We start from the raw sequence: 12,413 nt of genomic DNA on the forward strand, positions 1-12,413 counted from the left end.
GTTATGACCGCCGAATACCGTCTCATCCTGCTCCGCCACGGCGAGAGCGAGTGGAACGCGAAGAATCTGTTCACCGGCTGGGTGGACGTCAATCTCACTCCCAAGGGTGAGGCCGAGGCCGTGCGCGGCGGCGAGCTGCTGCGCGAGCGGGACCTGCTGCCGGACGTGGTGCACACGTCGGTGCAGAAGCGGGCGATCCGCACGGCGCAGCTGGCGCTGGAGGCGGCCGACCGCCACTGGATCCCGGTCCGGCGGAGCTGGCGGCTGAACGAGCGCCACTACGGCGCGTTGCAGGGCAAGGACAAGGCGGCGACGCTGGCCGAGTTCGGCGAGGAGCAGTTCATGCTCTGGCGCCGCTCGTACGACGTGCCCCCGCCGCCGCTCCCGGTGGACGACGAGTACTCGCAGTTCCACGACGCGCGGTACGCGGAGCTGCCGATCGAGCTGCGGCCGCAGACGGAGTGCCTGAAGGACGTGGTCGCGCGGATGCTGCCGTACTGGTACGACGCGATCGTGCCGGACGTGCGGCTCGGGCGCACCGTGCTGATCGCGGCGCACGGGAACTCGCTGCGGGCGCTGGTGAAGCACCTGGACGGGATCTCGGACGAGGAGATCGCGGGCCTGAACATCCCGACGGGGATCCCGCTGCTGTACACGCTGGACGCGGACCTGCGGCCGACGGTGCGGGGCGGGGAGTACCTGGACCCGGCGGCCGCGGCCGAGGCGATCGAGGCCGTGAAGAACCAGGGCAAGAAGTAGGGACGGGTCCCCGCAGCGAAAACCGTTTGCGGCGTCTGGTGCCGCCGTGCGAGTCTGCGCGGCGGCACTGTCGTTGGACGAGGAAGGGCACGGGCATGCGCCGAGGCTTCGAATTCTCCGCTTCCCTTATGGATCGAGTCTTCGAGGTCGAAAACCACCGTGCCCATTGTGAACATCGGAATCCTCGCGCATGTCGACGCGGGTAAGACCAGCCTGACCGAGCGTCTGCTCTTCGAGACCGGGGCCATCGGCCGGCTCGGGAGCGTGGACGCCGGGACCACCCAGACGGACCGCGGCGAGATCGAGCGGCGCCGCGGGATCACCATCAAGTCCGCCGTCGCCGCCTTCGAGGTCGGCGATCTGCGGGTGAATCTCATCGACACTCCGGGGCACTCCGACTTCGTCGCCGAGGTGGAGCGGGCGCTCGGAGTGCTGGACGGTGCCGTTCTGGTGCTGTCGGCGGTGGAGGGCGTGCAAGCTCACACGCGGCGGTTGATGAAGACGCTGCGGCGGCTGCGGGTGCCCACGGTGATGTTCGTGAACAAGGTCGACCGGGTGGGTGCTCGGGAGGCGGAGCTGTTGGCGGATGTGCGGCGGTTGCTGACGCCGGGAGCGGTGGCGGTGACCGCGGTCGACGGCGTGGGGACGAAGGCGGCCTCGGTGCGGGCGGCGGCGCTGGGTGCGGACGATGCCGAGCGGCTCGCCGAACACGACGAGGGCGTGCTGGCGGCGCTGGTCGAGGACCGGGTGCCGGGGCAGGCGCGGTTGTGGGCGGCTTTGGCGGCGCAGACCGCGCGGAGTGAGGCCTGCCCGGTCTACTTCGGGTCGGCCATCACCGGGGCCGGGGTCGCGGAGCTCGTCCAGGGCGTGCGGGATCTGTTGCCGCCGGCTGGCGGGAACGCCGGCGCCGAGCTCCGGGGCACCGTGTTCGCGATCGAGCGGGGGCGGGCCGGAGAGAAGAGCGCTTACGTGCGGGTGCACGACGGCGAGCTCCGGACCCGGGACCGTACCGAGCACGGCACGATCACGGCGCTGGAGGTGATCGGTGTGGACGGGGCCGCGACGGCCGGGCCGGGCGACATCGCGAAGGTCCGGGGGCTGGCGGGGATCCGCGTCGGCGACCGGTTCGGCGGTGCCGTCGGGGGCGAGGGAGGAGCACGGTCGGCCGACGTCGCCCGCGACTTCGCCGCGCCGAGTCTGGAGACCGTGGTCCGGGCCGCGGACGGGGACGCGACGCGTCTGCACACCGCCTTGGTCGAGTTGGCCGACCAGGATCCGCTGATCAGCACCCGGGCCCTGCCGAGCGGGGAGAGCTCGGTCCTGCTGTTCGGAGAGGTCCAGAAGGAGGTCATCGCCGCGACCTTGGCCGAGGTGTACGGGGTCGAGGCGTGGTTCGCACCGAGCCGCACCGTTTACACGGAGCGGGTCGTGGGCGTCGGGCAGTACCAGGAAGACATGAACCACTACCCGAGTACGCGGTTCTGGGCGACGCTCGGATTCCGTGTCGAGGCGGGCGCCCCGGGCAGCGGAAGGGTCTTCCGGTACGAGACCGAGCTCGGCGCGCTGCCGCCGGTGTTCCACCGCACGACCGAGGAGACCGTGCTGAAGGCGCTGGAGCAGGGGCTGGACGGCTGGGCGGTGACGGATGTGGTGGTCACCATGGTGCACAGCGGGTTCAACTCGGTGATGAGTACGGCGGGCGACTTCCGGAAGCTGGCGCCGTTCGTGCTGATGCGGGCGTTGGCGGAGGCCGGGACCGAGGTCTACGAGCCTTGCCACGCCTTCGAACTGGACGTGCCGGCGGACGCGGTGTCGGGGGTGTTGTCAGCGCTGATCGCCCACGAGGCCGAGATCGAGGCTTCGGAAGGCGGCACGGTGGTGTGGACGTTGCGGGGGAGTCTGCCGGCGCGGACGGTGCAGGAAGTGGAGAAGGTGCTGCCGGGACTGACCCACGGCGAGGCGGTATGGCTGTCGCACCCTGCGGGGGATCGGTTGGTGCGAGTGCGGCCTGAGGGGCGCGTGCGTACCGACGGGAACCCAGGTGACCTGGAGGAGTATCTGAGGTTCCTCTCCTTGGAGAGGGGTTAAGCGCTCGCGGCGTGACTCACGCCGAAGCGCCGCCGACCCCCCGGGCGACGGCGCTTTCGGCCGGTCGTCAGCCGTCGTCAGCCCGTCGTCACCCGGCCGCGGCCGGGTGCTCGCCGGTGACCAGGAAGACCATGCGCTTCGCGACCGAGACGGCGTGGTCGGCATAGCGCTCGTAGTACCGACCGCAGAGGGTCACGTCGACCGCGGTCTCGATGCCGTGCTTCCACTTGTCGTCCATGAGCGCCTTGAAGAGGCCGCGGTGCAGGCGGTCCATCTCGTCGTCCTCGGACTCCAGGGCCAGGGCGGCCTCGACGTCGCGGGCGGCGATGATCGAGCCGACCTTGGCCACCAGCTCCTCGGCGATGGAGCCCATCTCGACGATGGTGCCGCGCAGCTCCGGCGGGATGGCCGACTGCGGGTAGCGGCGGCGGGCCACCTTGGCGACGTGGCGGGCCAGGTCACCCATGCGCTCCAGGTCGGCGCTCATGCGCAGGCTGGTGATGATGGTGCGGAGGTCGCCGGCCACCGGCTGCTGGCGGGCCAGCATGTCGAAGCTCTGGTCGTCCAGCGCGTGCTGGAGCTGGTCGACCTGGTCGTCGGCGGCGATCACGGACTCGGCGAGGGAGAGGTCGGCGTCCAGCAGCGCCGTGGTGGCGCGGGCCATCGCCGAGCCCACCAGCCGGGTCATCTCGACCAGGGTGTCGCTGATCGAGTCGAGTTCCTCGTGGAAGGCGTCGCGCATAGGGTTACCGCTCCTGTCGTCGCTGGCTAAGTCGTCGGCTGTGCGAACGGACATTACTCTGGCCCGTTCAGGCAACCCGCGCCAATGCCGCCGGTGAACCGACGGGGGCGGGAAAGTGAACTCTTGGCCACCTGGGCGCGGCGGAATGATCCGTGGGCGTGTTGGGGGTGCACAGCGCCTTTACTGTTGGTGGTGTGAACGTCAATGCTGCGACCGCCGGGCTGGCCGCGCTGATCGGTCTCGGGACCGGGGTCAGCGGGGCACTGGCCTTCCGGTTCAGTGAAAGGGAACGCGTGGGTCCACCCGAACCGCCTAACGACGACCCGGTCCCGCCGGGTGTGGCCGCGGTGCTGCAAGTGCTGCGCAGCTCGGCCGTCGTGCTCGACGCCAGCGACGCCGTGGTCAAGGCCTCGCCGGCCGCCTATGCCATGGGACTGGTCAAGTCCCGCAGCCTGACCTCGCCCGAACTCCTGGACCTGGCCCGCCAGGTCCGCCGGGACGGCGAGATACGCCAGGTGGAGATGGACCTGCCGCACGGCTCCAGCTCCACGCTGCACTCCACCGTCCGCATCGCGCCGCTGGGCGCGACCCTGGTCCTGGTCCTGGTCGAGGACCGGACCGAGGCGCGGCGGGTGGACGAGGTGCGCCGGGACTTCGTGGCCAACGTCTCGCACGAGCTCAAGACCCCGGTCGGGGCGCTGTCGCTGCTGGCCGAGGCCGTGCAGTCGGCCTCCGACGACCCGGAGGCGGTGCGCCGGTTCGCCGCCCGGATGCAGCAGGAGGCGCACCGCCTCACCTCGCTGATCCAGGACCTGATCGACCTGTCCCGGGTGCAGATCGACGCCCCGCTGGCCGCCTCGGCGGAGAAGGTGCACGTCGCCGAGGTGGTGGCGGACGCCCTGGACCGCAGCTACGAGGCCGCCGCGGCGCGCCGGATCGAGCTCGTCGCCGACGCCGACGACGACGTCGCGGTGCGCGGCGACCGGACCCAGCTGGCCGCGGCCCTGGGCAACCTGGTGGAGAACGCGGTGAACTACTCCCCGGACGAGACCCGGGTGGCGGTCACCGTCAAGCGAGCCGGCGACGTCGTCGAGATCGCCGTCACCGACCAGGGAATCGGGATACCGGAACGCGACCTGGAGCGGATCTTCGAGCGGTTCTACCGGGTCGACCCGGCCCGCTCGCGCGCCACCGGCGGCACGGGCCTGGGCCTGTCGATCGTGAAGCACATCGCCGCGACGCACGGCGGGGAGGTGGCGGTGTGGTCCTCCGAGGGGAACGGATCCACCTTCACGCTGAAGCTCCCGGTCTGCGTCGAGGAGCGGGACCTGGCCCGAGCCGGGTGAAAGCCATGTACATACCAAGTGGGAGGACCCCGAAGTGACCCGTGTACTCGTGGTCGAGGACGAGGACTCGATCAGCGACCCCCTGTCCTACATGCTGCGCAACGAGGGCTTCGAGGTGGCGGTCGCCGACACCGGCCCGGCCGCTCTGGAGGAGTTCGACCGGCACGGCGCCGACCTGGTGCTGCTGGACCTGATGCTGCCCGGCCTGCCCGGCACCGAGGTGTGCCGGCAGATCCGGGCCAAGTCCAACGTCCCGGTCATCATGCTCACCGCCAAGGACAGCGAGATCGACAAGGTCGTCGGCCTGGAGCTGGGCGCCGACGACTACGTCACCAAGCCCTTCTCGGCCCGCGAACTGGTGGCCCGGATCCGCGCCGTGCTCCGCCGCCAGGCCGCCAGCGACGAGCCGGACGGAGGCGCGCTGGAGGCCGGCCCGGTCCGGATGGACGTCGACCGGCACAAGGTGACCGTCGACGGCCGCCCGGTGGAGCTCCCGCTGAAGGAGTTCGAGCTGCTGGAGATGCTCCTGCGCAACTCCGGCCGCGTGCTGACCCGCATGCAGCTGATCGACCGGGTCTGGGGCGCCGACTACGTCGGTGACACCAAGACGCTGGACGTGCACGTCAAGCGGCTGCGGGCGAAGATCGAGCCGGACCCGGGGACGCCGGTTCACCTGGTGACGGTGCGGGGGCTGGGGTACAAGTTCGAAGGGTGATCGCGTCGGCGGTCGCGGACGAGAAGGGTTCCGGTCTTCGGCCGGAACCCTTCTGCTTCATCGTGTCGACATGGAAGGCGGCGCCGACGACGAACCGCCCGGCCGCGACCCCATCACCGGCCCGGTCGGACTCGTGCTGCGGGGCGTGCTCGGCGGCGCGGTCGTCGGCTTCGGCGCGGTCGAGGGCTGCGGCTTGGCACCGGTCGCGGTCACGGTCGCCTTCGCCGAGGACTTCGCCGGGGACGAGTGCGCGTCGTTGATCGACCCGGCCTCCCGCCCCGAGCCCTGCGACGACGACCCCGCGGTCGGCGGCACCCCCGGGGCGTCCGGGGTGCCCACGGAAGAGGGCTGCGACAGCGGAGACCCGCTCGTCCCGCCGCTCCCCGCCCCGCTCGCACTCTTCGTCAGCTGGCCCGGGGGCTGGTCGACGGGATTGCTGCAGGCGGCGAAAGCGGCACAGACCAGGGCCGCCGCGACTGCGGTGGCGGCGGCCCTGGCCAGTGCTACGGTCCCCCGGTTAGGCATGCATGCCACTGTAGCCAAGATGGGCAGGCATGCGGGAGGGACTCCTTGCGTGCACGCTGTGTGCGGCGCGACTGGTCTACCGTATCCGTCCGGGACGGCTTTTCGCTTGATAACAGGTGAAAATCAGGGGTTCGTCACTCGAAAGTGGATACCGGGGGATCTGTGCCGGTGGACGCGGGCCGTCCCGGCACCCGGCTGTGAGGCTCACGGCCCGGCTCAGGGCTCGCGACGGAAGAAGTCGTACAGCGCCAGCCCGACGAAGATCACGACGATCAGGATGCCGAGCAGCACCATCGGCACCGCCGCCGCGGTCGGCATCGAGAACTCGTGCGGCAGGGCGGCGACGAACGCGCCGGTCACCGTTCCGAACATCGCCAGGGAGACGTTGAACGGGGTGCGGCCGTTGATCGGGCGCTTGCCGGTGACGGGATCCACCGGCGGTCGGCGCAGGCGGGGGTCGACGCCGGGGCCCTGGGCGCCCCAGAGGGTGTACGGGTCGGGATCCGGAGCGGGGGACTCGACCAGGCGCTGGCCGCTGAGGGTGCGGAACATCTGGCCGCGGCTGAGGGTGCCGGCGTCGACGACGCGGACCGTCTCCGGCGGCGCCAGATCGCGCACGGCTTGGTAGACGGCGTCCAGGGCGGCCGGGCCGTCGGCGTTCCGGGCCGGCTTCACGATCAGCAGCAGGGCCGGAACGCTGTCCGGGAACAGGGTCCAGGTGGCGGTGATCCGGCCGGCGCCGGACGGTTTGGCGGCCCGCCGGATGTCGACGAGGTAGTCGACGACATGGGGTGGGGGCAGGTGGAAGGCGGCATCGGCCTCGGTGCCGTAGGGGATCGGGCGCGGACGCAGCTGGTCCACCTCCGCGGCCGGGATCACCACCGGGTCGGCCGAGGCCTTGTCGATGACGATGCCGTGGTGCGGCGGAACCAGGGCGAGCACCGCGTCGGCGGCCTTCGGCACGACGGGCCGGGACCCGCCGGGCGCGTCGGCCACGTCGATGCTGCCGGTGGTGGAGGCGATGACGTAGATTCCGGGCCCTATCAGGGGATCGCGCACCGTCGCCGCCCCGCCCGCGGCCGAGACCCACACGGTCAGCCGCTCCAGCGGGAGCGGTGGCCGGGGGCGCCACAGGCGCTCGTCGGCAGCGGTCACGGCGGCTCCTTTACGTTCCGCGTCCGGTCCCGGTGTACGCCGGTTGTATCAGTGATATCAGGGGAGCCGGGGACTGTGCGCGGGGGGTTGCGCGCGCGCCGCGGGCCGTCCCGGTCGGGGCTGCCCGCGGCGGACGTTCACGCCGACCCGCTCAGCTGTCTTCGAGCCGCAGCGTTCCCGTCAGCGCGTCGAAGAGGTCGAACAAGCCCTCCGCGACCGCCACCGCCGGGCTGCTGCACGAGACCAGCAGGACCCGGTTGACGTCGGGGATCGGGACGAAGGTCTGCATCTGCGCCACGCGGAGCGGCTTGCCGGGCTCCGGCTCCAGGTCCTCGACGCCGTGGGTCCGGACGGCCTGCCCGCATCCCTCGAGGTCGAAGACCCGCACCCGGGTCCACGTGTCGTTCTCGTCCTTGGGCTCCTTGGGCGTCAGCATCGGGAGCAGGGCCGCGGTGCGGTCGGGCTCGTCGCTGCTGGCGCCCAGCGGCCCGGGCAGCAGGAAGACGGTGACGGTGGCCGGCAGCACACCGTCCATCACCGGCTCGGCCATCCCGGCGCAGTAGACGGCACCCGCGTCCCACGCCGCCGCGGCCTGGTCCCGCAGCAGCTTGGTGATCTCGGCGCGGCGTTCCTGCAACTCCGGCACCTGCGCGATCCGGTCCCGGACCAGATCCCGGATCGACGCCTCCCGGGTCGCCGGATGCACGTCCAACTCGAACCAGTTCGGCGGCACCCGCAGACTGAACCCGACCGACCCCAGCGCCGGCCCGCCGCTCACTTGTTGTTGCCCTGACGCAGCTTGTCCGCGAGATCCTTGTCCGAACCACGGATGGCCTTCACCGATTCGTGCGCCATGTTCGCCAGCGTCTCGGCGGTGTGCTCGACGTGCTTGCGCCCGTCCCGCCAGTGCGACTCGAAGTGGTGCATGGCGTCGCGCACCTTGTCGGAGCCGTAGGCGTCGTCGTAGGAGTCGATGGTGTGGTGGCTGGAGTCCAGCTGCTGCTTGATGGTGTCGAGACGGGACCCGAAGCCTTCGAGAGCGTCGAGGTCCACGGAGAGGCGGTCAGCCATTATTGCTCTGGCCCTCCTGGATAGTGATGGTCGTGGTACTCGGAGTGCTGGTGATGGTCTGCAGTGGGCTCGCCACGCCGCCCTGGGTGATCAGGAGCGACCACGTCGTGGTCACGGTGATCGTGTAGGGGCCGGGATTCTTGAACGCGTACCCGCAGTCCGGATCCGGCGACGCGGCACCTCCCTGGTCCGCAGTGTATTCGTGATCTGACTTACAGTGCAGGGTGGCGGCGACGGTGCCGTCGCCCTTCTTGACGACCCAGTCCGCCCGGACGAAGGTGCGCGTTCCGACGACGTTGCCGGCCTGGCGGGACTGGGTGGTGGTGTCCAGGCCCTTGCTCCAGAGCCAGACGTTCGCGTTCACGTAGCCGACGGCGTCGGCGCCGCCGGGGGGAGCCATGCCGAGCTCCGGCTTCTCGATCGCCAGCTGGTTGGTCACGGCCTCCACCGGGTTGAGGCCGCCGCATCCGTTCGGGCACGGACCCGGGTGCATGGGACGGTTGCCGGGAACGGTCGGCGGATCCTGGCCGCAGGAGATGTACTGCATACGGGTCGAGGACATGTCCGCGTTGCCCCAGTGCGGATCGCTGGCCGGCGGCTGCGGCTCCACCGTCTTGACGTAGCAGCCGTAGCTGAAGGACCAGCCGTCCGGGAGATTGCAGACGTAGTCCTTGCCCTGGTAGGTGATGTGGTTGTTCGTGCAGTTGATGTTGTACCCGCTCTTGCCGCCGTCCTTGCCCGGGCTGCCGGAGCTCCAGATCGTGCAGTGCAAGGTGCCGTCGATGTCCGTTTCCCAGTTCTGGCATTCGGCGGCTGCCGCGCGGCCGGGGGAGGAGAGCGCCGTCATCGCGACCACGGCGGCGAACACCGCGGCCACCGCGGTGAGGCGTCGTCTCAGTGTCGTCAGCATGTCTTGTCGCTTTCGGAATGGACGCTGTTCACACGCCACTTCCCGTCGGCGCTCTTGTGCACGGTGAACGTCACCGGGTACGGGTGCGTGATGTCGGAGGCTGCGATCTTGCCCTTGTCCGGGCCCGAGGTGTAGACCTCGTGGTACTTGGTGGCGTCCTTGCACTCGGTGATCGTCATGAGCGGGAGCGGGGATGCCTTCATGTCGAGCTTGGTGGCGGTGACGGTCTCGACCGCGCTGCCGACCATGGCCTTGTTGCCCTGCTTGAGCTGCTGGGCGAAGTTGACCGCGAGCGTCAGGACGTTGCCGTCGGCGTAGGGCGACAGGTCGGTGTCGTAGTCGGCCTTGGCGCTGATCTCGAAGGCGATGTCCCGATACTTCTGGAACGCCGCCATGGCCGCCGCCGCGTCCGTGTCGCCGGGGACCGTGGCCTTGAACGTCCAGCCGCCGGAGGTGGTGGCGATCGTCGTCGGCGCCGGCGCCGCACTGCTCGAACTGGCCGCCGCGCTCGAAGAGCTCGAAGAGCTCGCCGCCGTGCCGCTCGTCGCGCTCGTCGCGGAGCCGCTCGCTCCGCTGCTCGTGGCCGCGCTCGTCGCGCCGGCGCCGGGGGTGCCCAGGGCGGCCGGCTTCTGGTCGCTGGAGCATCCGGCCGCGGTCAGCAGCAGGCCCGTGGTGGCTAGGGCCGTGAGGGCCTTGGTCGCCTGGTTCCGCTTCATGAGCACCAACCTCGATTCCCCGTTGTCCGGTCTATGATTCCGCGTTCTCGGTGTATGTGTCGTGTCTGTTGTCAGGCGCTGACCGGGGTGGCTTCGCGCCAGGCCGGGAAGAGCTCGTCCACCAGGGCCTCGGTCTTGGGGTGGAGGCCGCGTTCGCCGTGGATGGCGCGGGTCTGCTTCTGGACGGTCTCGACGACTTCGCGCAGGCGGGTCTGGTCGCCGGTGGCGTGGGTGGCGCGGAGGAGGGCCCGCCAGAGTTCCTCGTCGGCGGGGGAGCCGCGCATGCCGCTGCGGACGGCGTCGATGGCGCCTTCCGGGTTGCCGAGGGTGAGGCGGAGGTCGCAGAGTTCCACCGCGGTGTCGGCGACCAGGGCCGGGACTTCGGTCTCCACCGACTCGTACGCCAGCCAGCCGTAGCGGCCGGTCTCGCGGTGGGCCAGCAGGGGGCCGCGGACCAGGCCCAGGGCCTGGCCCAGGAGCTGGTCGCGGTTCCTCGGGTCCTGGTAGCGGGGGTCCTGGTCGGCCAGGGCGCGCAGGTTCTGGAACATCTCCCAGTCGCTGCGGACGGCCGGGGACACGGTCAGGCGGCCGTCGGGGAGGGTCACCAGGTTCGCGGAGCCGTCCGGGGCCACGCCGAGCCAGGTGCCCAGGCGGTGCAGCACCTGGTCGGCCACGTCGTTGGCGGCGCCGCGGGGGAAGAGGGCGGATGTCAGGACCCTGGGATGGACGCCGTCGCGGTGCAGCATCAGGAACGTCAGCGCCTCGGCCACCGGGCCGACGCGGTCGGCGTCCAGTTCGCCGTAGGCGCCGGTCACCTCCAGGTCGCCGAGCACCCGGACGGACACGGTCGGGGTCAGCCGCAGCTGCGCCTCCAGTTCCGCCGCCTCGGCGGTGAGCGGCACCAGCGGCTCGCCCAGCAGGTCCTGGCTGGCGGTGAACAGGCTCAGCACCGCCTGGTACTGCCCGTCCGGCAGGCGCTGCGCGTCCACCTCCAGGTTCAGCGCCGGCACCCGCAGCCGGCCGGCGGCGTCGACCCCGGCCTGCCAGGCCGCGCCCGGCACGTCGCCGGCGATCAGGTAGCCGATGCCGAGCCGGGCCGGCGGGCCGATCACCTCGGCCAGCCGGGCCAGCGTCTCCGGGGCCGAGGGCGCGGCGCTGATGATGAAGTGCGGCGGCCAGCCCGCGCCGCCGACCATGCCGAGGCGGCCGCTGAGCACGGTGTCCAGCCCCGCCTCCTCCAGGCCGCGCCGCCGTTCGGCCAGTTCGGTGGCCAGGCCCGGCAGCACCTCGTCGAGGGTCTCGGTCTGGTGCACGCGGCCCGGCGCCAGCATCGTCAGGTCCCCGGCGAAGCCGACCAGGGTCACGGTCATCCGGTCCGACCAGGTGTTGGTGAGCAGCTCCACGGCCATCGCCGCCAGCACCGCGCGGCGCATCGCCGCGTCGCCGCCGACCGCGATCACGCCGCCCGCCGCCTCCAGGTCCAGCAGCGCCCGGGTCTTGCCCTCCGGCCCGGTCACGCCCGCCGTCACCAGCCCCGGGAACGGCGCCACCGCGGCCTCGGCCGCCGCGTCGTCCAGGCGGCCGACGGCCGAGCGCGGCACGAACCACGCCCGCGCGTCGGGCCGGGTCTGCCAGGGCGCCGGCGCGTCCGGCGCGGGCGCGGCCAGCACGAGTTCGAGCCCTGACGCGGCCAGGTTCGCGCCGTGCACCGGCGGCAGCGGGCGGCCCGCGGCCTGCAGCGTCGCCGACAGCTCCCGCAGCGCGCGGTTCAGGAACCGCACCTCGCCGACCCCGGCGCCGAGCCGGATCGCCTCCTCGGCCCCGGCCGCCTCGGTGTCCGGCCCGGTGAGCCGGCGTCCCAGCGCCCGGTTCCACAGCTGCCGCCGCCGGCTGCGGCCCAGGGCGCCCAGCAGTCCGGCGGCCAGCAGCGGCGCGGTGACGAGCTCGTACGGCAGCCGGAACGGCGACTGGTCGCCCGCCGGGGCCTGCGCGTCCGGCGCGGCCGTGACGTGGCTGCCCAGCGGCACGCTCACGTGCGACGGGGCGCCCGGCACGCTCGGCGAACCCGGCGTCTGGTGGAACGCGTGCGGCGCCTGGCTGATCGAGCCGACCATGATGGTCGCCGAGTCGGCCTTCGTCCCGGGGCCGCCGGCCAGGCTCGCCAGGTCGGTCGCGACCTGGCTGAGCGAGGCCCCGGCGGCGCTGACCGGTGCGGCCGGGTCAGCGGTCTGCGTCGCGCCGGACACGGCCGGGCCCGGCGTGTCCAGGCCGCCGGCCGGAGCACCGTGCGGGCCGGTGAACGCGGCCGCGACGGTGACGCCGGGGCTGCCGGCGTCGCCCCCCGCCGCGCCGCCGAGGGCTCCCGAGCCGCCGGAGCCGCCCGGGC

Annotated in this window: 12 protein-coding genes; 4 read left to right on the top strand and 8 right to left on the bottom strand. The window is 72.0% G+C overall.

Going from position 1 to position 12,413, the window contains the following annotated elements; genetic code table 11:
• Window positions 1-3 precede the first annotated feature (3 nt).
• Both ABD466_RS37035 and ABD466_RS37040 read left to right on the top strand, forming a co-directional pair.
• Window positions 4-759, top strand: a complete 756-nt coding sequence (locus tag ABD466_RS37035) for a phosphoglyceromutase (RefSeq protein WP_344661933.1) — start codon at window positions 4-6, stop codon at window positions 757-759.
• Between the two features lie 159 nt (window positions 760-918).
• Window positions 919-2,847: a GTP-binding protein gene (locus ABD466_RS37040; protein ID WP_344661934.1), complete on the top strand. Its 1,929-nt coding sequence runs from the start codon at window positions 919-921 to the stop codon at window positions 2,845-2,847.
• A gap of 88 nt (window positions 2,848-2,935) precedes the next feature.
• Here ABD466_RS37040 and phoU read toward each other — a convergent pair whose 3' ends face one another.
• Window positions 2,936-3,589, bottom strand: a complete 654-nt coding sequence (phoU, locus tag ABD466_RS37045; RefSeq protein WP_344661935.1) for a phosphate signaling complex protein PhoU — start codon at window positions 3,587-3,589, stop codon at window positions 2,936-2,938.
• Between the two features lie 194 nt (window positions 3,590-3,783).
• Here phoU and ABD466_RS37050 point away from each other — a divergent pair, with 194 nt between their 5' ends.
• Window positions 3,784-4,935, top strand: coding sequence for a sensor histidine kinase (locus ABD466_RS37050; RefSeq protein WP_344661936.1), 1,152 nt, complete (start codon window positions 3,784-3,786; stop codon window positions 4,933-4,935).
• Window positions 4,936-4,969: 34 nt separating this feature from the next.
• On the top strand, window positions 4,970-5,650 hold the full coding sequence (locus ABD466_RS37055; protein WP_015796763.1) for a response regulator transcription factor: 681 nt from the start codon (window positions 4,970-4,972) through the stop codon (window positions 5,648-5,650).
• A gap of 57 nt (window positions 5,651-5,707) precedes the next feature.
• On the opposite strand, the gene ABD466_RS37060 is transcribed toward ABD466_RS37055, so the two are convergent.
• From ABD466_RS37060 to ABD466_RS37090, 7 genes are all read right to left on the bottom strand, one after another.
• Window positions 5,708-6,175 (bottom strand): hypothetical protein, encoded by a 468-nt coding sequence (locus tag ABD466_RS37060; protein WP_344661937.1) that lies wholly within the window; start codon window positions 6,173-6,175, stop codon window positions 5,708-5,710.
• Between the two features lie 216 nt (window positions 6,176-6,391).
• Complete coding sequence (locus tag ABD466_RS37065; RefSeq protein WP_344661938.1) at window positions 6,392-7,330, bottom strand: hypothetical protein; 939 nt, start codon at window positions 7,328-7,330, stop codon at window positions 6,392-6,394.
• Between the two features lie 151 nt (window positions 7,331-7,481).
• Window positions 7,482-8,108 carry a hypothetical protein gene (locus tag ABD466_RS37070; protein ID WP_344661939.1) on the bottom strand — a complete coding sequence of 209 codons (627 nt, stop codon included), beginning with the start codon at window positions 8,106-8,108 and terminating at the stop codon, window positions 7,482-7,484.
• Window positions 8,105-8,401: a hypothetical protein gene (locus ABD466_RS37075; protein ID WP_344661940.1), complete on the bottom strand. Its 297-nt coding sequence runs from the start codon at window positions 8,399-8,401 to the stop codon at window positions 8,105-8,107. The genes ABD466_RS37070 and ABD466_RS37075 overlap by 4 nt, the downstream gene beginning before the upstream one ends.
• Complete coding sequence (locus tag ABD466_RS37080; protein ID WP_344661941.1) at window positions 8,394-9,311, bottom strand: hypothetical protein; 918 nt, start codon at window positions 9,309-9,311, stop codon at window positions 8,394-8,396. The genes ABD466_RS37075 and ABD466_RS37080 overlap by 8 nt, the downstream gene beginning before the upstream one ends.
• A complete protein-coding gene (locus ABD466_RS37085) occupies window positions 9,305-10,027 on the bottom strand; it encodes a hypothetical protein (protein WP_344661942.1) in 723 nt (240 codons plus the stop codon). The genes ABD466_RS37080 and ABD466_RS37085 overlap by 7 nt, the downstream gene beginning before the upstream one ends.
• A 71-nt stretch (window positions 10,028-10,098) precedes the next feature.
• A partial coding sequence (locus ABD466_RS37090; RefSeq protein WP_344661943.1) for an AfsR/SARP family transcriptional regulator occupies window positions 10,099-12,413 on the bottom strand: 2,315 nt, incomplete at its 5' end.

It is taken from the genome of Catenulispora subtropica (assembly GCF_039531675.1).
Lineage (GTDB): Bacteria > Actinomycetota > Actinomycetes > Streptomycetales > Catenulisporaceae > Catenulispora > Catenulispora subtropica.